This is a genomic window from Blastococcus sp. CCUG 61487 (assembly GCF_005222955.1).
Taxonomy (GTDB): domain Bacteria; phylum Actinomycetota; class Actinomycetes; order Mycobacteriales; family Geodermatophilaceae; genus Blastococcus.
Map to the genome: position 1 here is coordinate 17589 of NZ_LWUA01000014.1, position 20461 is coordinate 38049.

A 20461-nucleotide genomic window follows, 5' to 3' on the forward strand; every position below is an offset into this window, starting at 1 on the left:
GGTGGTCCTACGGCGCCGTGGGCACGGCCACGGTCAGCAGCGCGCCGTCGCCGAGGTGCAGCAGGCCGCGACCGGGCTGCACCGGCCGGCCCACGGCGCCGCGCGGCAGGCGTACGCCGATCAGGTCGCCGTCGAGGGTGGCGCGGGGCGAGAGCAGCAGCCCCTGCCGTGACCGCTTCGCCAGCACCTGCCACCCGGACAGGCCGGTGCAGATGCCGTCGGCGTCGCCGGCGAGCACCAGGGCGCGGTCGGGCCCGGCAGAGCCCTCGAGCACGTCGCGGAACACGTCGGACGCCGGGCAGTCCCGCAGCACGTCGGCGTCGTCGAGCAGCACGACCAGCGGCCCGTCCGGGTGCGCGGTCAGCAGCGCCCGCCAGACACCGGCCTCCGTCGCCGCGTCGGTGACGACGCCGAGAACCCCCGGCCGCCCCGCCAGGTCGCGCAGTGGTGAGGGCTTGGGTGCGCCGATCACCACGGCGGTGCCCTGGCGCAGCAGCGACTCGGCCATGCCGAGCAGCGCCGTGCTGCGCCCCGCGCGCCCCGGACCGGCGACCACGAAGGCCGGGCTCCCGGAGCCGAGGTCGGGGCCCACGCCGGCGAGCTCGTCCCCGCCCACGCCCACCAGCGCGAACCGGGACCCGGGGATCGCCGGCCGGAGCGCCCAGGCGTCCTCGAACGAGATGCGCGAGGGCAGGACGTCGACCCGGAACGGCCGCGCGGCCCGCGGCAGCAGCGCGTCGCGGACGTGCGCCTCCTTCGCGATCTCGGCGAGCGCGGCCGCCTGACCCTGTCCGGAGTCGTCGTCGGCCAGCAGGGCGATCTGCGTCTCGACCGCGCCGGCCGCCGTGATCGCGCGGCCCGGGGGCATGCGATCGGGCACCTGCCGGGCGCTGACGCCGATCAGCGGGTAGTCACCGCGGTCGGCTAGCCGCAGCACCAGCTTGTTGTCGGTCAGCGAGGCCAGCCGGGAGCTGCCGAGGGAGCGGTCGCCGGTGATCACCGCGGAGATCCCCGCCGAGGCGCCTTCGCGGACGATCGCCAGGAGGACGTCGGTCAGCCGGCCGCCGTCCACCTCGCCGAGCGTCGTCGTGAACCCCTCCCACCTGTCGAGCAGCAGCAGGACGTGCGGCAACCGTTCCTCGCTGGGTGCGGAGCGCCGCCGCTGCTCGGTGACGTCGGCGAAGCCGCCCTCGGCCAGGACCTGCTGGCGCCGCTCCAGCTCCCGGACGAGCCGGTCGAGCAGCCGCACCGCCCGGTCCGGCTGGGTGCGCGTCACGACCGCGCCGCACTGCGGCAGGTCGGTCAGCGGCAGCAGCGCGCCGTTGCCGCAGTCCAGCGCGTAGAGGTGCAGGTCGGCCGACGAGCAGCGGGCTCCGGCGGCGCCGGCCAGCGTGCGCAGCAGCTGCGACCTGCCGCTCCGGGGTGAGCCGATGACGAGCAGGTGCCCGTCGGTCGACGGGTCGAAGGTGGCCGGGCGTCGCTGCTGCGAGTCGGGCAGGTCCTGCAGCCCCAGCGGGAGTGACGTGGGCCCGGGCGCGTCGACATCGGCCAGGAGGAGCCGCTCGGGCAGCGGCTCCAGCCACGGGCGGCGCTGCGCGGGCACCCCCTCGGCGAGGGCCGCCTCCCGCACCGCCTCGACGAGCACCGACAGGTCGGTGACCTCCCCGGTGGAGGACGGCCCCGCCGGAGCCGGCCGGGACGGTGCGGCGTAGCCGAGCTGGTGCCAGGACAGCGGGGCCGCGAACGGCGGGGCGACGACGGTCGGTCGCGTGCCGGGGCGGCGGCCACCGATCCGGCCGGCCTGGAAGGGCAGCAGCCCGCCCGCACCGAGCCGGGCGAACCCGCGCCCAGGCGCCGACTTCGGGATCCGCGCCGCGTCCGGGGCGTCCAGGACGTCGGTGCTCTCGGCGCCGTCGGTGACCCGCAGCGCGATGCGCAGGGTGGTGTTGGCGCGGATCTCCGGGGAGACCACACCGCTGGGCCGCTGGGTGGCCAGGATCAGATGGATGCCCAGCGACCGGCCGCGCTGGGCGATGTCGACCAGGCCGGTCACGAACTCGGGCAGCTCGCGGGCCATCGAGGCGAACTCGTCGATCACGATGAGCAGCCGGGACAGCGGCGGCCGGCCGGGCTCGCGCGCCTGCAGGTCGACGTAGTCGTCGACGTCCTTGACGCCGGCCGCGGCCAGCCGGTGCTCGCGGTGGCGCAGCTCGGCGCCCAGCGAGGTGAGCGCGCGCTCGACCAGGTGGGCGTCGAGGTCGGTGACCATGCCGACCGTGTGCGGCAGCCGCACGCAGTCGGCGAACGCACTGCCGCCCTTGTAGTCGACGAGGACGAAGTTCAGCGCATCCGGCCGGTTCGCCACCGCGAGCGAGGCGATCATCGTCTGCAGCAGCTCGGACTTGCCCGCGCCGGTCGTGCCGGCCACCAGCCCGTGCGGGCCGTCGGTGCGCAGGTCGAGGGTGAACGGGCCCTCGAGCCCCGCACCCACGACCATCCGCGTGGTGCCTCCCTCCAGCTGCCACCGGGCGCGCACGCGATCGGCCGTGGGCGGCTCCATGCCGAGGAGGTCGAGGAGCCGGACGCTGTCGGGCAGGACGGCGTCGTCGTCCTCCACGCTGACGTCCCGCAGCGGCGCCAGCGCCCGCGCGGCCGCCTCCGCCGGCCCGGCGGCGACCGGCTCGGCGAGCACTCCGGGAACCGGGTCGTGCCCGCTGCGGCGGACCTCGAGCACCGTCTCGTCCTCGGGATCGAGAACCGCCGTCGCCCGCGCCGCCTCGGGCAGGAACCGCTCCTCCTCGTCCGCGCAGATGGCGTAGACCCCGACGTCCGGCCCGTCCTGCAGCACCTGCGCCAGGCCGGGCGTGACCCGGAGAGCGCGGAACCCGTGGACCACGACGACGTGCGCCCGGAAGGACTCCGGCGACAATCGGCCGCCGCCGGCCGCGGCCTGCTCCCGACGCGCCCTCACGAGCGCGGCCAGCTCGGCGACCCGGGCGGCCACGGTGTCGGGGTCGTTGCCGATGGACGCGACCGGTCCCTCCCCGTCGGCCGGGCGGGCGTGCGGCAACCACCGCATCCACGTCCAGTCGGTACCGGCGCGCGGGGCGAGCAGGGTGAGCGCCAGGTCGCGCGGCGGGTGGTGGACGGCCAGCTGGAGGACCACCCAGCGCAGCAGCCCGGCCAGCGGAGCTGCCGGACCCGCCAGGCCGACGACGCCGGCGTCGCGCAGCGGCACGACGACGGGCACCGCGTGCACGGTGGGCGCTTCCTCCGGCTCGTCGGTCGAGCCGCGCCGGGTGACGACGAGCTCCGCGGGGCGGTCCGCGGTGCCCAACCTCAGGTCGAGGGCGTCGGGGTCGGTGCGCCGGCGTTCCCAGAGGCGTCGGCCCGGGAGCACGGCGGCGAGCACGGTCCGGGCGGCGTCGGGGTGCTCGGCCCGTCGTCGGGCGGTCTCCGCGGCCAGCGCGGAGGTGATGCGCTCGCGGGCGAGCGCGAGCTCCGCCTCGTACTCCGCGCGCGCCCGGCGGTCGGCCCGGGCGGTGTGCCGCCGGTCGGCGACGGTGGTGCCGACCATCATCACCGGGCTCGCGACGGCGAAGACCAGGTACAGCGGCGAGCGCAGCACCGCCGCCAGCACGACGCCGATGACCAGCGGGGCGAGCAGCAGGACCAGAGGGAAGCGGCGGGGTTCGCGCGCCTCCGGCTCCCGAGGCAGCTGGATGCGGACCTCCCGCCGCGCGGGCAGCAACCGCGGAGCTCGCACGAAGGCCCGCATGCCTGGCCCGTCGGGCTCGACGGCGGCGTCGGAGGTCGCTGCGGGGACGAGCGCCAGGCGGGTGGCCCCCAGCCGGAACACCTGGCCCGCCGCGAGGGGAACCGGCTCCTCCCCCACCGGCCGGCCCTCGAGCTCGGTGCCGTTGGCCGAGCCGAGGTCGGCCAGCGTGGCGCCGTCGACGGTGAGGGTGAGGACGGCGTGCCGGCGGGACATCGACCTGTCGACGAACGCGATGGCCGTGCCGCGGCCGAGCTCGTGGACCCCGATCGGCAGCTCAGCGACCTGCCCGCTGCCGGGCCCGCCGACGACGTGCAGCTGCCAGCCGCGCCCGGACCGCGGCGGCGTCGCGACTGCGCCGAGGTGGACCACGCTGCCGTCGACGAGCGGTGACTCCCCCACGGGGTGCTCGTCGTCCAGCCGCAGGCCCGCCAGGAAGAGCCCGTCGACCGGCGAGCCGACCGCGCGGCCCAGGGCCGCGGCGACGTCCCCGACCGGGGTGCCGTCGTCGGCGTCGAGGACGACGTCGACCAGCTCGCCCGCGGCGCGCGCGACGCTGAGCTGGATGCGCACGCGACCTCCACCGCCGAGTCGGGCCGGCGCTCGCCCGCAGGGCTCCGGAGGCACTGCGGAGCGGACCTTCGCACGTTCCCGCGCACCCGTGCCGCGGTTGTCCACAGGCCGAACGCGCCCGGGAGGGCACCGTCAGCCCGATGCGCAGGGGTGACGCGGCAGACTCGACCCCGTTCGCCCCCGACCGAGGAGACCCCCATGGCCGACGCCACCCCGACGACGACCAGCACCCGCACCGACCCCACGCGGCCCCGCGTGCACCCCACGCACAGCGCCCTGGTCGGGCTGACCTCCCTCGGCGTCCTGCTCCAGGCCCTCTGGGCGGCACTGTTCATGCGCGGCGACTACGACACCTGGGCTCCGGTGCACCAGCACGGCGGCGAGGCGACGGTCCTGCTCGCCTTCCTCGCCACGGTGGCCGCGTTCGTGTGGCTGCGCCACCGCGTCGCGGTGCTGGTCGGAACTGCGCTGCTGTTCGTCCTGCTGCTCGTCAACATGCTGCTGGGCATGGACGGAGGCGACGCGGCCGTCATCATCCACATCCCGCTGGCGATGCTGATCATGGGCCTGGCGGTCTGGCTCCCGACCCAGGCCCGACGCTAGAAGGTCAGGACCAACCGTCCGCGGACGCCGCCGCGCTCCAGCATGCGGTGCGCGTCCGCGGCCTGCTCGGCCGGGAAGGTCTGGGCGACGCGCAGGGTCAGGACGCCGTCCTCGACCTGCTGGCGCAGCCGGTCCAGCGCCGCCCGGTCCTCGGCCACCTTGCGCACCAGCGTCGGGCAGAACCGCAGGTCGTCGCGGCCCGACCCCGCGCCGCGGTAGCCGCGCACCGTCGCCACCGCTCCCCCGTCCTTCACCGCCGGGAGCACCAGCGCGTCCTGCACGGAGCCGTCGGCCAGCCCGTCGACGCCGTCGGGGTAGTGCTGGCGGATCTTGTCGGCCACGTCGTCCCCACGGCGGACGACGAGGTCGGCGCCGAGCCCGCGCACGAGCTCCTCGTCGGCCTCTGACGCGTCGGCGACCACGGTGAGCCCGTCGGCCTTGGCCAGCTGGACGACGTAGCCGCCGTAGGCGCCGGCAGCACCCGTCACCGCCAGCACCTGGCCCGGCTGCAGGCCCATGAGGTCGAGCGAGAGGCGTGCGGTGAGCCCGTTCATCGGCAGCGTCGAGGCCTCGACGGCGGTGGCCCCCTTCGGCGCACGCACGACCGAGTCACCCGGGAGCACCTTGTCCTCGCGGTAGGCACCGTAGGGACCGAACGGGACGACGATGCCCATCGCGAGGTCGCCGACCTCGAGGTGGTCGACCCCCTCGCCGAGCTCGGTGACCACTCCGGCGACGTCCATGCCCGGGACCCACGGCGGCGTCTTCACGGGGTCGCGCCCGGCGTAGGCGCCGGATCGGGCGTGGGTGTCGGTCGGGCTCACCGCCGCGGCCTGGACCGCCAGCCGGACCTGGCCGGGCCCGAGGGGCTCCGGCTCGACGTCGACGATCTGCAGGGCCTCGGGCCCACCGAACTCGATCACTCCCGCTGCGCGCATGCCTCCTGACTACACCACCGGGCGCCCGCTGAACCGCAGAGGCCCAGAACCGGGGCGGTTCTGGGCCTCTGGCGTTCAGCGCTGCGGCGGCTACTTGAGCTTGTACTCCCGGAGCAGGCCGCGGCTGATGATCGTCTTCTGGATCTCGCTGGTGCCCTCGCCGATGAGCAGGAACGGCGCCTCGCGCATGAGCCGCTCGATCTCGTACTCCTTGGAGTAGCCGTAGCCGCCGTGGATGCGGAACGACTGCGTGGTCACCTCGGCGCAGTACTCGCTGGCCAGGGTCTTGGCCATGCCCGACTCGACGTCGCTGCGCTTGCCGGCGTCCTTGAGCCGGGCGGCGTTGACCATCATCAGGTGCGCGGCCTCGACCTTGATCGCCATCTCGGCGAGCTGGAAGGCGATCGCCTGGTGCTGCGCGATCGGCTTGCCGAAGGTCTCCCGCTGCTGGGCGTAGGCGATGGCGAGCTCGAAGGCGCGGATCGAGATGCCGCAGGCGCGGGCGGCGACGTTGACCCGGCCCACCTCGACGCCGTCCATCATGTGCGCGAAGCCCTTGCCGGGAACACCGCCGAGGATGTCTGACGCCTTCGCCTGGTAGCCGTCGAACACCAGCTCGGTGGTGTCGACGCCCTTGTAACCCATCTTGTCGATCTTGCCGGGGATGGTGAGCCCCGGGACGACCTCGCCGTAGCCGGCCGGCTTCTCGACCAGGAAGGTGGTCAGGTTCTCGTGCGCCCGCTCGGCGCCCTCGTCGGTGCGCACCAGCGCGGCGACCAGCGTCGAGGTGCCGCCGTTGGTCAGCCACATCTTCTGGCCGTTGATCGTGTAGTCGCCGTCGGCGTTCTTCGTCGCCTTCGTGCGGATCGCGGCGACGTCGGAGCCCAGGCCGGGCTCGGACATCGAGAAGGCGCCGCGCACCTCACCGGTGGCCATGCGCGGGAGGTAGTGGTCCTTCTGCTCCTGCGTGCCGTGCTGGCGCAGCAGGTAGGCCACGATGAAGTGGGTGTTGATGACGCCGGAGACGCTCATCCAGCCGCGGGCGATCTCCTCGACGACGAGGGCGTAGGTCAGCAGCGACTCCCCCAGCCCGCCGTACTCCTCGGGGATCATCAGCCCGAAGATGCCGAGCTCCTTGAGCCCGTCGACGATCTCCTGCGGATAGATGTCGCCGTGCTCGAGCTCCTGCGCGTGCGGGATGATCTCGCGGTCGACGAAGCTCCTGACCGTCGACAGGATCTCCTGCTGTACGTCGGTCAGATCCGCGGTCTGGGCCAGGCGGGTCATCGGTCTCCTCCCGGGGACTCCGGTGCCGTAGTTGCCGAGAAGTATGAGTCACCCGGTGCGGGCCTCCGCGGCGTGGTTGTCCGCGTGGTCGTCCGCGTGCCCTTCGCACCCGGACCCCGCGTCCCGTGGTGGAGTAGCGCGGACCGGCCGGCCGACGTCCGCCGACGAGCAGGAGGAGATCCGATGAGCAGTCCGGACGACGGCGCACGGCCCGCACCCGGGCAGCCCCCGTACGGCCCACCGGGCTACCCCCCGCCCCAGTACGGGCAGCAGTACGGCCAGCCGCCCCACGCCGGCGCGCCCTACCCGCCGCCGGCCTTCTACGGCCGGCCGACCAACTCCCTGGCGATCGTCGCGCTCATCCTGTCGCTCACCTTCGCGCCGGCCGGGCTGATCACCGGGATCATCGCCCGCCGGCAGATCAAGCGGACCGGTGAGGACGGCGACGGCCTCGCGCTGGCCGCCGTCATCGTGGGCGGCATCGTCACCGCGTTCTTCGTGCTGATGATCGTCATCTGGATCATCGCGGTGATCGCGCTGGCGAACGACGGCTTCGCCCCCTGAGCGACAGCACGGTCAGCACGGCGCGAGCTCCAGCGACTGGGCGATCGCGTCGAAGAGGAGCACCAGTTCCTCCGCGACGGGCTCGGTGACGGTGGCGAACGAGAGCAGCAGCGCGCCGTCCCCGTCGGGCAGCGGCACGGCCCAGTCCACCGAGGTGCTCCGCACCGTCCTGCCCGTGCCCTCCACGGGGAGCAGCCGGTGCCGCCGTCGGCGGACGGCGGCCAGGCCGGCGACCGGGCGGACGTCCACCGCGACGACGTCGTCGTCCCGGTCGAGGGCGGTGGTGAGCAGCTCGAGCAGCCGGGGATCGTCCGGTCCACCGCGCAGCAGGGCCGGGGTGCAGGTGGCGGACACGGGCAGGCCGCGCATCAGCGCGAGGTGCGCGTGCAGGCTGCCGGCGCCGCTCTCGCGGGCCTGGGCCACCAGCCCGCGCAGCTCGGCCTCCAGCTGACGGCGCAGGCGGACGACCCGGTCCCGCGGGAGGTGCGCGAGCCGGCGGTCCAGCAGCTTCGTGACGGCCCTGCGTCCCGCGATGGGCTCGCTCGGGATCGTGGCCCAGCCCGGCGGCAGGAGCAGGGTCCATCCCCATCCGGCCTCGCGGCCGCGCACCGCACCCGGTTCGGCGGGGCTCACGACAGCGACCACCGGACGCGGGCGGCGAGTTCGTGCAGGGGCGCCGCTGCTGCCGCGCCGTCGAGGAGATCGACGAGGTACAGCGACAGCACCATCGCCAGATCGTGCGACCGGTCGGGCCAGAGGACGGCGTGTTGCTCGTGCACCAGCCGCTCCCCGTCGTCGCCCCGGACGACTGGCCGCCACCGGACCGTCCACGCCCGGCCGCTGGAGGTGCCCAGCGTGCCGACGTCGACGTCGCCCTGGCGCTCGCCGTCCGGATCGACGACCGTGCCGACGACCTCGTCGTCCGTGGCGTCCGCAGCCAGCGGGAGCCCGCGCAGCAGCGCGACGGGACCCGGTCGCAGCACACCGGGCACCGGCAGCAGCGCCCAGGCGAGGAACGTCGGGATACCGAGGCGCGCCGGCCGCTCCACCCCGCGGCGCACCACGCGGGCGGTGCCGGCGATCAGCGCCGCGACGTGCCCGGTCTCGTCGGCCGATCGCCCTCGGGTGAGGTCGGCCGCGGCGGCCGATGCCTGCGCGTCGACGTCCCCCTCGAGCGGCAGGGGCAGCCAGCGGCCGTGCCCGGGCACCGAGATCTGCAGCCCGCTCACGGCACCTGCGCCGAGCGCCACTGCCGGACCGCCCAGGTCTGGTCGACGTCGGCCTTCCACCGCAGCCACTCGGGTCCGTCGAGGTCGCCGGAGAGCTGGTCGGCCCCACCCGTGGCGTGGACGGCCAGCCCGATCCGGTCGTAGGGCAGCGTCGCCGCCTCGCGGGCGGCCAGGGCGCTCAGGTCCGCTCGGAGGCCGGGTGAGACGGGCAGCGCGGCGAGCCGGTCGAGCTCGAGCAGGTGCTGGGCCATCTCCCGGTCGAAGGTCTGCAGCCGGAGGCGCCACGGCGCGTCGGTGACCGCGTCGGCCTCCCCGCGCGCGGCCGCCTCGACGCCGGCGTCCGACACCCGGGCGGCGGCCTCGTCCAGGTAGCGCCGGGCCCAGAGACGGAGCCCGTTGCGCGGGTTCCGGATGTGCAAGGCGTTGCCGGCTCGGGTGTGGTTCGCCGCTCCCCGCTCGAGCGCCTCCTGCGTGGCGCGGGCGCCGGCACCGACCTCCGCCGCGGCGGACGACCTCAGGCCCGCCACGGCGTTGCGCATCCCGACGGTCTGCCGCGCGCCGAGCCCGGCGGTGGCCAGGCCGACGAGGTCCAGGCCGACGTCGGTCCAGGTCGCCTCGCCCGACTCGGACACCACCAACGCCGTGTGCAGCGCCAGCAGCGCGACGCCCGCCGCCACCCCGAGGGCGATCAGCCAGGCGGGTGCGGTGACCAGCAGGACCACCACGAGGGTGATCGCGGCGAGGGCGATCGCGACGTAGCCGAGCACGTCGGCGATGGCCGCGAGCACGCCGGCGTGGTCCCGCACGGTGCCCTTGACGTCGTCCCAGAGGTTGTCGCCGCCGTGCTCGGCGGCGGCCCCGATCCGCTCGGCGGTGTGCCGCGCGGCATCGTCCAGAGCGCCCACGGCGGCGTCGAGCCGGTGCTGTGCCGCCCGGAGCCGGTCGGCCGCAGCAGCCCGCGCCGCATCCCGGCGCTGGTGGGCCTCCACCTGTGCGGGCGTGGGATCGGACACCCCGGCCAGCGGATCGGCGGCGTACCGGCGGCGCTCGTCGTCGGCGGCGATGGCCTCCCGCAGGGCGCCGGCCGATTCGTCGCGCGCCCGCTCCAGCGGCGGTGACCAGCCGCGCACGGCCGCGGCGAGCTCCCGGTAGCGGCGCTCCGCCCGGGCCAGGTCGCCCGCGAGGTCGTCGGCGCTCTCGCCGAACGCCTCGGCGGCCTCGCCCTCCCAGCCCACGAGCCGGGCGAGCCGACGGAGCTGACCGGCCAGCCGGGCGATGTCGTCGGCCGTGGACTCGTACCCGCGGGCGAGGCGGTCGGCCTCGGTCGGCTCACCGGGCACCGGATCGCGGGAGCGGCCCAGCAGGTGCCACTCGCCGGAGCGGGCGCTCACCGCGGCTCCAGCACGGCACGGATCTCGGCGGCGAGCTGGTCGTCGACGTCCTGGAACGTCGCCGCGCTCTCGGTGGCCATCGCGCCCACGGCGCGCAGCGCCCGGGTGAGCAGCTCGCGGCGGTCGTCCCAGCTGCCCGCGAAGCCGTCCAGCGCGTCGGCGACCAGGCGGTGACCGACGTCCTCGGCGTCCCAGCTGGTCCGCCGGGCGGTCCCGTCCAGCGCGTCGGCCAGCGAGGTCAGCTCCCGCCCCAGCCCGCTGAGCAGCTCCAGGCTGTAGCGCAGGTCGGCCATCTGCCCTCCTCCGTCGTCGGTGCCCGGGAACCGTAGCCACGCGGGCGGTGCCGGCGGGGCCGTCGGAGGCAACCTGTGGACAGAGGCGCCGCAGGAACGCGACGGCCGCCCGGGAGAACCCGGGCGGCCGTCGTCGTCAGCAGGTGCCGATCACTCCTCGGGCGGGGTGAACGAGGAGGTGCGGGACAGGCCTGCGGCCCGGCCCTTGCCGGCGATGACCAGCGCCATCTTGCGGCTGGCCTCGTCGATCATCTCGTCGCCGAGCATCGCCGAGCCCTTCTTCCCGCCGGCCTCGGAGGTGTAGTAGTCGTACGCGTCGAGGATGAGTTCGGCGTGGTCGTAGTCCTCCTGCGACGGCGCGTAGATCTCGTTGGCGGCGTCGATCTGGCCGGGGTGCAGCACCCACTTGCCGTCGAAGCCGAGGACGGCGGAGCGCTTGGCGACCTCCTCGAAGGCCGGCACGTCACGCACCTGCAGGAACGGGCCGTCGATGGCCTGCACGCCGCGGGCGCGGGCCGCCATGAGGATCTGCATGAGGATGTAGTGGAACGGGTCGCCCGGGTAGTCGGGGTGCAGCGCGCCCACGACGAGGGACTTCATGTTGATCGACGCCATGAAGTCGGCCGGGCCGAAGATGATCGTCTCGATGCGGTCGCTGGCGAACGCGATGTCGTTGACGTTGATGAGGCCCTGCGCGGTCTCGATCTGCGCCTCGATGCCGATCCGGCCGACCTCGAGCCCGTTCGACTTCTCGATCTGGGTGAGCAGGAAGTCCAGCGCCTTGACCTGGTGGGCGTCGACGACCTTCGGCAGCATGATGCAGTCGAGGTTGGCGCCCGCTCCCTCCACGACCTCGATGACGTCGTGGTAGGTCCACTCCGTCGTCCAGTCGTTGACCCGGACGGTGCGGATCTTGTCGCCCCAGCCGCCCTCGTTCAGGGCCGCCACGATGTTCTTGCGGGCGCCCGGCTTGGCCAGCGGCGCGCACGCGTCCTCGAGGTCGAGGAAGACCTGGTCCGCCGGCAGGCCCTTGGCCTTCTCGAGGAACCGCGGGTTGCTGCCCGGAACGGCCAGGTTGGAACGGCGGGATCGGAGCTCGGCCACAGTGCCTCCGCTAGCTGGAAGTCGACGATTCGGTTGCCCGGAGCCTAACGAGGACCCTTTCCGGCCGCCGACCCGCTCACCTCGCAGTTGATCATCGCCTCCGTGCTCGGTGCACCGGAGCGCCGTCGCGTGTCGCGCGCACCGAGACGATGATCAACTCCAGGGGCGCCCGCGATCAGGTGGCGGGTTCGACCATCGTCGCCGGGCGGCTGGCGCGCACGACGAGGGCGACCCCCACCACGACGAGCGCGACGCCCGGCAGCGCCAGCAGCGGCGGCACCTGCCCCAGCAGCACGAGCGCGAACAGCAGCGCCCCGGGCACCTCCAGCAGGACGGCGAGGCTCACCACCGTCGGCCCGACGCGGGACAGGACGACGTTGAGCAGCGTGTGCCCCATGAGCTGCGCGGCCACGGTGATCGCGGCGATCAGCCACCAGTCGCGGGCCTTGAAACCGGTCAGCGGCGCGTCGACCACCACCGCCGAGACGGCGATCGCCAGCGCGCAGACCGAGTAGCAGACGACGGCGTAGGCCGAGGTGGCGAGCCGCTGCCGGGCGTGCGCGCCGGCGAGCACGTAGCCGCCGGCGAAGATCGCCCCGAGCAGCGCCAGCCCGTCACCCAGCAACGCCTCGGTGCTCACCGCGATGTCCACCCCGGCGATCAGCGCGACCCCGAGGACGGCGAGCACCAGCCCCCACCACACCGCCGCCGGCAGCCGCACCCCGGAGAGGCGGGCGACCAGCGCGGTCCAGATCGGCGTGGTGGTCACCAGCGCCGTGGACGCCGCCACCGTGGTCATGGACAGGCTCGGCAGCCAGGCGGCGAAGTGCGCGGCGAGGAAGAGCCCGGCGACGACGGAGCTGCGCAGGTCCCGCCAGCGCAGGCCGGTCAGGGTCGAGCGCTCCCGGGTGAGGAGCACCGGCAGGAGAGCGGCGGCGCCCGCGGCGTTGCGCCAGAACGCCAGCGCGAGCATCGGCGCGGTGACCAGGGTGGTGAGCGGTGCCGACAGCGAGATGCCGACGACCCCGACGGCGATCAGCCCGACGTCCCGCGGTCCCGGACGGTGGACGGCCCAGGGCGAGGCGTCCTCGACCGAGCTCACGAGGGAACGCGGATTCGACCGCGGGCGATCGGGACGACGGCCCCCCGGACCGTCGCCCCCGTCGCCCGGCCACCGGCCGCGGTGACGGTGCACTCCAGCACCGACGGGCGGCCCATCCGCTCGCCCTGGCGCACCGTGTAGGACGTCGTCCCCTCACCGGCGAGCAGACCGCTCTCGACCAGCCAGACGCCGGCGCCCAGGGCCGCCGACCCGGTCGCGGGGTCCTCGCCCCAGGCGAGGTCGGCGGCGAACACCCGGGCACGGGCGGTGCTCGTCGCGGCGTCCCAGGAGAGCACCGAGACGCCCTCCCCCACGTCCATGCCCCGCAGCGCGGACGGATCGGGGACTGCGCGGTCGACGGCGTCCGGGCGGACGGACAGGTAGGCGAACGGCAGCCCGCAGCCGGCGACCTCGGCGGGCACGCCGGTCGTGTCGGCGGGGTCCAACCTCATGGCCAGCGCCAGCGCCTCGGCCGCAGGGGCGTCGTCCAGGGTGGGCGTCCCGCCGGCGAGCGTGGCTCCGTCGTCGTCGACCACGACGTCGAGCACCCCGGCGCCGCACTCCTGCCGCAGCGTCCCGGCGGCCAGCCGCCCGGTGCGCACCAGCGTGTGCGCCGCACCGACACTGGGATGCCCGGCGAACGGCAGCTCCGCGAACGGGGTGAAGATCCGCACCCGGTAGTCGGCACCGGTCTCGGTCGGTGCGCACAGGAACGACGTCTCCGAGAGGTGGAACTCGTTCGCCAGGGCCTGGCACTGCTCGGTCGTGAGCGCGTCGGCGTCGAGGACGACGGCCAGCGGATTACCGGCGAACGCACGGGGCGCGAACACGTCGACGATCTCGTAGTCCAGCGTCTCCGGGCTGCTCACGGCGCCGACGGTAACCTTGCGGGTCGGCGACCGAGCTTGCGAGGGCGCGCAGAGGCAGAGCACCCCCGGGCACGGGGGCCGACGAGCGCCAGCGAGGAGGAGCCCGTGACCACGGCGACCAGGGCGTACGTCTCCCGGCTCGCCGGGTTGACGGTCTTCGACCCCAACGGCGACCGCGTCGGCAAGGTGCGCGACGTCGTCATCGCCCTGCGCGTGGGCACCGCCAGCCCGCGGGTGCTGGGGCTGGTCGTGGAGGTCGCCGCACGGCGGCGGATCTTCGTGCCGATGGGCCGGGTCGTATCGGTCGACCCGAGCTCGCTCACGCTGGCCTCGGGAACCCTGAACGTGAAGCGCTTCGAGCAGCGCGCCGGCGAGACGATGGTGCTGGGCGAGCTGCTGGACAAGTCGGTGGTCATCGCCGAGTCCGGCCGGCCGGCGCACGTCGTCGACGCCGCCATCGAGCAGACCCGCACCGGCGACTGGGTACTGTCCCGGCTCGCCGTCGCCGAGCCCGGCCGGCTCGGCCGCCGCGGCCAGCTGCACACCCTCGCGTGGGACGAGGTCCGCGGGCTCGCCCTGCCCGAGACCGGCCAGGGCGCCGAGACGCTGATCGCCACCTACCGCGAGCTCAACGCCGCCGACCTCGCGCACGCCCTGCAGGACCTGCCGATCAAGCGCCGGCACGAGGTCGCCGAGGCGCTGGACGACCAGCGGCTGGCCGACGTCCTGGGCGAGCTGCCGGAGGCCCTGCAGATCAGCATCCTGGGCACCCTGGAGGACGACCGCGCCGCCGACGTCCTCGAGGAGATGGACCCCGACGACGCCGCCGACCTGCTGGCCGAGCTCTCCAACGTCGACCGCAACCGGCTGCTGGAGCTCATGCGCCCCGACGAGGCCGAGTCGGTCCGCCAGCTGCTGCAGTACTCCGAGGACACCGCCGGCGGCATCATGACCAGCGAGCCGGTCATCCTCACCCCGGACGCCACCGTCGCCGAGGCGCTGGCCCGGGTGCGCGAGCCCGAGCTCACGCCGGCGCTGGCCAGCCAGGTCTACGTCTGCCGCCCGCCCTCGGCCACCCCGACCGGGCGCTACCTGGGCCTGGCGCACATCCAGCGACTGCTCCGCGAACCGCCGTCGAACCTGGTCAGCGGCGCGCTGGACGACCTGGAGCCGCTGCGGCCCGGGGCGCCGCTGGCCGAGGTGACCCGGTACTTCGCCACGTACAACCTCGTCGCGGCGCCCGTGGTGGACGACCAGGGCCGGCTGGTGGGCGCGGTCAGCGTCGACGACGTCCTGGACCACCTGCTGCCCGACGACTGGCGCGAGCGGGCCCGCCGTGGCTGAGCAGCCCCGGCTCGACGTCCCCAGCGCCGGCGCGCGGCGGTTCGGCCTGCTCCCGCGGCTGAACCCGGACGCCGTCGGCGCCGGCGCCGAGGCGGTCGCGCGGTTCCTGGGCACCGGCCGCTACCTGGCCTGGCAGACGATCATCGTCGTCGTCTGGATCGCGCTGAACGCGGCCGCCTTCGCCTGGCAGTGGGACCCCTATCCGTTCATCCTGCTCAACCTGGCGTTCTCGACCCAGGCCGCCTACGCCGCCCCGCTGATCCTGCTCGCGCAGAACCGGCAGGCCGACCGCGATCGCGTCCAGGCCGAGGAGGACCGCGCCCGCTCGGCCGCGCAGCGCGCGGACACCGAGTACCTGGCCCGGGAGCTGGCGGCGCTGCGCATCGCGGTGGGCGAGCTGGCCACCCGCGACTTCATCCGGGGTGAGCTGAACCGGATGTACGACGAGGCCGAGGACTCCGAGCGGCGGGAGAAGAAGCGCCGCAAGCGCGAGCGCGAGCAGGCCGAGGCGGACGGTCTCCCGTCGGCCTGAGCCGCGCGCGAGCGGACGGTCCTTAGGGTCACCGGATGCCGTTCACCCTGGTCCACCCGGCGGCAGTGCTCCCCCTGCTGCGGACCCCGTTGGTCCCGTCCGCGCTCGTCGCCGGATCGGTCGCCCCCGACCTGCCGTACTACGTCTCGCTCCGGTGGACCGGCGGAGACCTCACCCTGACTCGCACGCACGAGGCCGCCTCGCTGCTGTGGCTGTCCCCGCTGCTCGGCCTGGCACTCCTCACGGTGTGGCACCTGCTCCTGGCCCGGCCCCTCCGGGCGCTGCTCCCACCCGCCGCAGCGGCGCGGCTGCCCGCCCCCTCCCCCTGGACCGCGGCCAGGGTCGCCTGGGTGGTGCCGGCTGTCGTCGTCGGGGCGGCCACCCACCTGGCCTGGGACGCGCTCGGCAGCGCCGTGGGGCACGGCTGGGCGTCGCGGGTGGACCTGGCCGGCGGCGTGGTGGGGGGCGCGATCCTGCTCGGCTGGCTCGCGCACCGGTGGTCGACGATGGCGCCGCGGGCCCTTCCCGAGGGCACGGTGCTGTCGGGCCCGGCGCGGCGAGCCGTCCTGGCGGGGCTCGCGCTGGTCGCCGTCGGGGGCGGCGCCGTGCAGGCCGTCCGACTCCTCCCCGAGGTGCGCGACTCCTACCGCGAGTCGGGCACCGGGAGCCTGGCCGCGGTGCTGGAGGACGAGGCCCGGATCTTCGCCGAGCACGCGGTCACGGCGCTCGTCGTCGCCGTGCTCCTGTACGCCGCCCTCTGGCACGCGGCCCGGCTCCGGCGGATGCCCGCGGTCGGCTGAGCCCGGCCGCCGTCCGGGGTCAGGCAGCGAGCCGGTCGGCCGCCCGGTCCAGCCGGCCGGCCACGGGGCGGGCGGCGGTGGCGGCGGCCAGCCCGCTCGGCGGCATGTCGACGTAGACGCTCTCCGCGCGGCCGATCTCGTAGGTCTCGTGCCAGATGCCCACGGCACCGGGCACCCGGCGTGCCCGCCGGTTGAACGCGGCCCACGCCGGCCGGTGGGCCGCCGAGCGGTCACCGGCGTAGCGGTAGACGTCCTCCGTCCGCCGCCAGTACTGGACGAGCACGGGGCCACCCGCCCCCACCGCCATCCGGTAGCCCAGGAAGCCGGACGAGGGGTCGCGGGACAGCTCGCGGAGCATCCGCGGCATGGCGAGGGACGCCGGCAGCCAGGCGTCGAGCCGCCAGGGCTTGTTGATGCGCATGCCGATGAGGAAGACGGTGAGGTCTCCGGTGTGGTCGTGGGTCCATCGTCCGGGCGCGGTGCGTGTCATGATCGACCCCTCGTTGGTGAGTGATGCTATCCAACGGTAGAGAGTGCCGCTATCCAACGCAAGGGAGTTCCGTGCAGATCTCCGAACTGGCCCGGCGGGCCGACCTCCCGGTCGCGACCGTGAAGTACTACCTGCGCGAGGGCCTGCTGCCGCAGGGCGAGCGCACCGGGGCCACCCGCGCCCGGTACGACGCGGAGCACCTCGCCCGCCTGCGCCTGGTGCGCGCGCTGCTGGGCCCCGGCGGGCTGTCGATCTCGGCCGCCCGCGCCGTCCTGGCCGCCGTCGACGCTCCCGCCGGGTCCGTGCACGAGGCGCTCGGCGCGGCCCACCGCGCCCTCCCCCGGCCGGGTTCCGAGGCGCCGGAGCCGACCGAGGCGCGTGCCCTCGTCGACCGCTGGGGGTGGCAGGTGGCGGCCGACTCCCCCTCGCTGCACACCCTCGCCGGCGCGCTGGACGCCCTGCGCGCCGCGGGCTTCCCGGCGTCGGAGGAGGTGCTCGACAGGTACGCCCGAGCGGCCGCCGAGATCGCCGACCGGGACGTCGCCGACGTCCCCTCGAGCTCGGTTGCCGACGCGGTGCGCTTCGTCGTCGTCAACACCGTGCTGCTGGAGCCAGTGCTGCTGGCCCTGCGCCGGCTCGCGCAGGAGGACGCCTCCGGCCGCCGCTTCGGCGGCGGCTGACGGCACCGGGTCAGCCGGTGAGGGCGTGCACGCCGGCGCCGGCCGCACCGGCCAGCACGAGGACGACGATGAACGGCGCCCGCAGCGCCAGCGCCAGCGCGGCCACCGCGAGGCCGGCCAGCCGCCCGTCGACGACGACCGCGCCGTCGCTGGTGAGGCCCTGGACCGCCACGAGTGCGGCGAGCAGCGCGGCCGGCACGAAGTCCACGATGCGGGCCACCCACGGCTGCTCGACCCAGGCCGCCGGGACCGACAACCCGGCCAGCTTGAGCAGGTAGCAGCCGACCGAGGCGACGACGACCGCCACCCACAGCGTCGTCCCGCTCATGCCGGCCGCTCCGCGGTGCGCGGCCGGCCCGCCAGTGCGACGGCGACCACGGCGGCGATCACCTGCACCCCGGCGGGGACGAACGGGGTGAGCGCCAGGGCCACCACCGCTCCGCCGACCGCCACCCGCCGCTGCACCGCGTGCTCCGGGAAGCCGCGCCGCAACCGCGGCCACAGCAGGGCCAGGAACGCCGCCGGGACGACCGAGTCCAGCGCCGCCGCCGCGGTTCCGCCCAGCCCCGAGGCGCCGAGCACCCCGACCAGGGTCATCGCGTTCCAGCCCAGGTAGATCGTGGCGCCGGTGGCCCAGAAGGCCAGCCGGCCGAGCTCCCGATCGGGCGCTGAGACCGCCATCGCCGTGGTCTCGTCGATCACCCAGTGCGCCGCGCCGGCCCGGCGCAGCGCGCTGCGGGGAGCGAGCAGCGGCGCCAGCCGCACGCCGTACACGGTGTTGCGCGTCCCGAGCAGCAGCGCGCTGCCGACGGCCGCCGGCGCGCTGCCGCCGGCGCCCAGGACGCCGACCATCGCGAACTGCGACGCCCCGGTGAACATCAGCGCGGACAGGGTCATGGCCTGCCACGCGTCCAGACCCGCGGCGTCGGCCGCGGCGCCGAAGGCGATGCCGTAGAGCCCGACGGCCACCCCCAGCCCGATGGCGTCGCGGAGCACGGTGGAGCGGACGGCGTCGGACACGTCCGCCGAGGCTAGGCGTCGCTCTCGGCGCCGGTCACGCAGGTTGAGCAGGAGATCACGTCCAGCGACGGACGGGCCCCTGGACCGGCCGCCGTACAGTGGCCGCATGTCCGACACCATGACCGGCACGCCGTCGCTGGACGCGGTCAACGCCGCGCTGGCCACCGTCCAGGATCCCGAGATCAACCGTCCGCTCCCCGAGCTGGGCATGATCAAGGACGTCCGGATCGCGGCGGACGGCTCCGTGGCGGTCGACGTCTACCTCACCGTGGCCGGCTGCCCGATGCGCGAGACGATCACCAGCCGGGTCACCCAGGCGGTCTCGGCCGTCCCGGGCGTGACGTCGGTGCAGGTGGCGCTCGACGTGATGAGCGACGAGCAGCGGGCGGAGCTGCGCAAGACGGTCCGCGGCACCGACGCCGCCGACCCGGTGATCCCCTTTGCCCAGCCCGGCTCGCTCACCCGCGTGTACGCGGTGGCCTCCGGCAAGGGCGGCGTCGGCAAGTCCTCGGTCACGGTGAACCTGGCCGCGGCGCTGGCGAAGCGGGGCCTGTCGGTCGGCGTCGTGGACGCCGACATCTACGGCCACTCGGTGCCGCGCATGCTCGGCGTGGACGACAAGCCGACCCAGGTCGACAACATGATCATGCCGCCGCAGTCGATGGGCGTGAAGGTCATCTCGATCGGCATGTTCACCCCGGGCAACACCCCGGTCGTCTGGCGCGGGCCGATGCTGCACCGCGCGCTGCAGCAGTTCCTCGCCGACGTGTGGTGGGGCGACCTCGACGTCCTGCTGCTCGACCTGCCCCCGGGCACCGGCGACGTCGCGATCTCGATCGCGCAGCTGCTGCCCAACGCCGAGATCCTCATCGTGACCACCCCGCAGCTGGCCGCCGCCGAGGTGGCCGAGCGGGCCGGTGCGATCGCGACCCAGACCCACCAGCAGGTGGTCGGCGTCATCGAGAACATGTCGTGGTTGGACCTGCCCGACGGCTCCCGCATGGAGATCTTCGGCTCCGGCGGCGGCGAGGCGGTCTCCGACGCGCTGACCAAGACCCTCGGCGCCCGGGTGCCGGTGCTCGGCCAGGTCCCCCTGGACACGCGGCTGCGCGAGGCCGGGGACAGCGGGGCCCCCATCGTCCTGGCCGAGCCGGAGTCGCCGGCGGCGCAGGCGCTGACGAAGATCGCCGACGGGCTGGCCAGCCGCCAGCGCGGGCTGTCCGGCATGTCGCTGGGGCTCACCCCCGTCCGCAAATAAAGGCCCCCCCTGCCCCCCACCGCTCGCACGCTCGCGGCGGGACCCTGCAGGGGGGGCCGCGACTGGGGCGTTCCTTCCGAGCGGAGGGGGCGCCCCAGCGGCGTCTCCGGGACGGGTCCCCTAGCGTCTGCCGGGTGAGCGAGAAGCTGGTCTCCGAGTCCATCACCGTCGAGGCGCCCCCCGAGGTGGTGTTCGCGATCCTCGCCGACCCGCGGCAGCACTCCCGGATCGACGGCTCCGGCTCGGTCGGCGCGGTCATCTCCGCGCCCGAGCGGATCACCGCCGTCGGCGACACGTTCAGCGTGCACATGAAGCTCTTCGGCGTCCCGTACCGCATCCGCAACCGGGTCGTGGAGTTCGAGGAGAACCGGCGGATCGCCTGGCGGCACTTCACCGCCAACCGCTGGCGCTACGAGCTCGCACCCACCGCGGACGGCGGCACGACCGTCACCGAGACCTTCGACGCCTCGCGGGCCGACGGCCTCACCAACGCCATCGTCACGGCCGCGAAGTTCCCCGAGCGCAACCGCCAGGGCATCCTCGGCACCCTCCAGCGACTCAAGCAGGCCGCCGAGGCCGACGTCGTCCGGCCGTAGACGCACACCGCCC

General features: G+C 75.0%; 21 protein-coding genes. 8 read left to right on the plus strand and 13 right to left on the minus strand.

What is annotated here, in order from left to right:
• Positions 1 to 7 precede the first annotated feature (7 nt).
• On the minus strand, positions 8 to 4348 hold the full coding sequence (locus A6V29_RS01425) for an FtsK/SpoIIIE domain-containing protein (protein WP_137158624.1): 4341 nt from the start codon (positions 4346 to 4348) through the stop codon (positions 8 to 10).
• Positions 4349 to 4546: 198 nt separating this feature from the next.
• Between A6V29_RS01425 and A6V29_RS01430 the strand changes: the two genes are divergently transcribed.
• Positions 4547 to 4951 (plus strand): hypothetical protein, encoded by a 405-nt coding sequence (locus A6V29_RS01430; RefSeq protein WP_137158625.1) that lies wholly within the window; start codon positions 4547 to 4549, stop codon positions 4949 to 4951.
• Here A6V29_RS01430 and A6V29_RS01435 read toward each other — a convergent pair.
• Positions 4948 to 5889: a quinone oxidoreductase family protein gene (locus tag A6V29_RS01435; RefSeq protein WP_137158626.1), complete on the minus strand. Its 942-nt coding sequence runs from the start codon at positions 5887 to 5889 to the stop codon at positions 4948 to 4950. The two genes, A6V29_RS01430 and A6V29_RS01435, sit on opposite strands and share 4 nt — an antisense overlap.
• Positions 5890 to 5979: 90 nt before the next feature.
• On the minus strand, positions 5980 to 7176 hold the full coding sequence (locus A6V29_RS01440; protein ID WP_137158627.1) for an acyl-CoA dehydrogenase family protein: 1197 nt from the start codon (positions 7174 to 7176) through the stop codon (positions 5980 to 5982).
• Between the two features lie 183 nt (positions 7177 to 7359).
• On the opposite strand from A6V29_RS01440, the gene A6V29_RS01445 reads away from it, so the two are divergent.
• On the plus strand, positions 7360 to 7740 hold the full coding sequence (locus A6V29_RS01445; RefSeq protein WP_137158628.1) for a DUF4190 domain-containing protein: 381 nt from the start codon (positions 7360 to 7362) through the stop codon (positions 7738 to 7740).
• Between the two features lie 12 nt (positions 7741 to 7752).
• On the opposite strand, the gene A6V29_RS01450 is transcribed toward A6V29_RS01445, so the two are convergent.
• The 7 genes from A6V29_RS01450 to A6V29_RS01480 all read right to left on the minus strand — a co-directional run bounded on the left by A6V29_RS01450 (position 7753) and on the right by A6V29_RS01480 (position 13728).
• On the minus strand, positions 7753 to 8373 hold the full coding sequence (locus A6V29_RS01450; protein ID WP_137158629.1) for a hypothetical protein: 621 nt from the start codon (positions 8371 to 8373) through the stop codon (positions 7753 to 7755).
• Positions 8370 to 8969: a hypothetical protein gene (locus A6V29_RS01455; RefSeq protein ID WP_137158630.1), complete on the minus strand. Its 600-nt coding sequence runs from the start codon at positions 8967 to 8969 to the stop codon at positions 8370 to 8372. Before A6V29_RS01455 ends, A6V29_RS01450 begins: the two co-directional genes overlap by 4 nt.
• Positions 8966 to 10360, minus strand: coding sequence for a hypothetical protein (locus A6V29_RS01460; RefSeq protein WP_137158631.1), 1395 nt, complete (start codon positions 10358 to 10360; stop codon positions 8966 to 8968). The genes A6V29_RS01455 and A6V29_RS01460 overlap by 4 nt, the downstream gene beginning before the upstream one ends.
• Entirely contained in the window at positions 10357 to 10653 is a 297-nt protein-coding gene (locus A6V29_RS01465) for a hypothetical protein (protein ID WP_137158632.1), read from the minus strand. Before A6V29_RS01465 ends, A6V29_RS01460 begins: the two co-directional genes overlap by 4 nt.
• Positions 10654 to 10803: 150 nt before the next feature.
• Positions 10804 to 11757, minus strand: a complete 954-nt coding sequence (locus A6V29_RS01470; RefSeq protein WP_137158633.1) for an HpcH/HpaI aldolase/citrate lyase family protein — start codon at positions 11755 to 11757, stop codon at positions 10804 to 10806.
• Between the two features lie 175 nt (positions 11758 to 11932).
• A complete protein-coding gene (locus tag A6V29_RS01475; RefSeq protein ID WP_249932918.1) occupies positions 11933 to 12859 on the minus strand; it encodes a DMT family transporter in 927 nt (308 codons plus the stop codon).
• Entirely contained in the window at positions 12856 to 13728 is an 873-nt protein-coding gene (locus A6V29_RS01480) for a PhzF family phenazine biosynthesis protein (RefSeq protein WP_137158634.1), read from the minus strand. Before A6V29_RS01480 ends, A6V29_RS01475 begins: the two co-directional genes overlap by 4 nt.
• A 105-nt stretch (positions 13729 to 13833) precedes the next feature.
• On the opposite strand from A6V29_RS01480, the gene A6V29_RS01485 reads away from it, so the two are divergent.
• From A6V29_RS01485 to A6V29_RS01495, 3 genes are read left to right on the plus strand one after another with little or no spacing between them, the layout of a single operon-like run.
• Positions 13834 to 15072 carry a magnesium transporter MgtE N-terminal domain-containing protein gene (locus A6V29_RS01485; RefSeq protein ID WP_137158635.1) on the plus strand — a complete coding sequence of 413 codons (1239 nt, stop codon included), beginning with the start codon at positions 13834 to 13836 and terminating at the stop codon, positions 15070 to 15072.
• A complete protein-coding gene (locus A6V29_RS01490) occupies positions 15065 to 15604 on the plus strand; it encodes a DUF1003 domain-containing protein (RefSeq protein WP_137158636.1) in 540 nt (179 codons plus the stop codon). The genes A6V29_RS01485 and A6V29_RS01490 overlap by 8 nt, the downstream gene beginning before the upstream one ends.
• A gap of 35 nt (positions 15605 to 15639) precedes the next feature.
• Entirely contained in the window at positions 15640 to 16404 is a 765-nt protein-coding gene (locus tag A6V29_RS01495) for a DUF4184 family protein (RefSeq protein WP_137158637.1), read from the plus strand.
• Positions 16405 to 16423: 19 nt separating this feature from the next.
• On the opposite strand, the gene A6V29_RS01500 is transcribed toward A6V29_RS01495, so the two are convergent.
• A complete protein-coding gene (locus tag A6V29_RS01500) occupies positions 16424 to 16894 on the minus strand; it encodes a DUF4188 domain-containing protein (RefSeq protein ID WP_137158638.1) in 471 nt (156 codons plus the stop codon).
• Between the two features lie 71 nt (positions 16895 to 16965).
• On the opposite strand from A6V29_RS01500, the gene A6V29_RS01505 reads away from it, so the two are divergent.
• A complete protein-coding gene (locus tag A6V29_RS01505) occupies positions 16966 to 17574 on the plus strand; it encodes a MerR family transcriptional regulator (RefSeq protein WP_137158639.1) in 609 nt (202 codons plus the stop codon).
• 10 nt (positions 17575 to 17584) lie between these two features.
• On the opposite strand, the gene A6V29_RS01510 is transcribed toward A6V29_RS01505, so the two are convergent.
• On the minus strand, positions 17585 to 17902 hold the full coding sequence (locus tag A6V29_RS01510; RefSeq protein ID WP_137158640.1) for an AzlD domain-containing protein: 318 nt from the start codon (positions 17900 to 17902) through the stop codon (positions 17585 to 17587).
• Entirely contained in the window at positions 17899 to 18594 is a 696-nt protein-coding gene (locus A6V29_RS01515; protein ID WP_137158641.1) for an AzlC family ABC transporter permease, read from the minus strand. Before A6V29_RS01515 ends, A6V29_RS01510 begins: the two co-directional genes overlap by 4 nt.
• 106 nt (positions 18595 to 18700) lie before the next feature.
• On the opposite strand from A6V29_RS01515, the gene A6V29_RS01520 reads away from it, so the two are divergent.
• Positions 18701 to 19852 carry an Mrp/NBP35 family ATP-binding protein gene (locus tag A6V29_RS01520; RefSeq protein WP_137158642.1) on the plus strand — a complete coding sequence of 384 codons (1152 nt, stop codon included), beginning with the start codon at positions 18701 to 18703 and terminating at the stop codon, positions 19850 to 19852.
• Positions 19853 to 19986: 134 nt separating this feature from the next.
• On the plus strand, positions 19987 to 20448 hold the full coding sequence (locus A6V29_RS01525; protein ID WP_137158643.1) for an SRPBCC family protein: 462 nt from the start codon (positions 19987 to 19989) through the stop codon (positions 20446 to 20448).
• Positions 20449 to 20461: the final 13 nt, after the last annotated feature.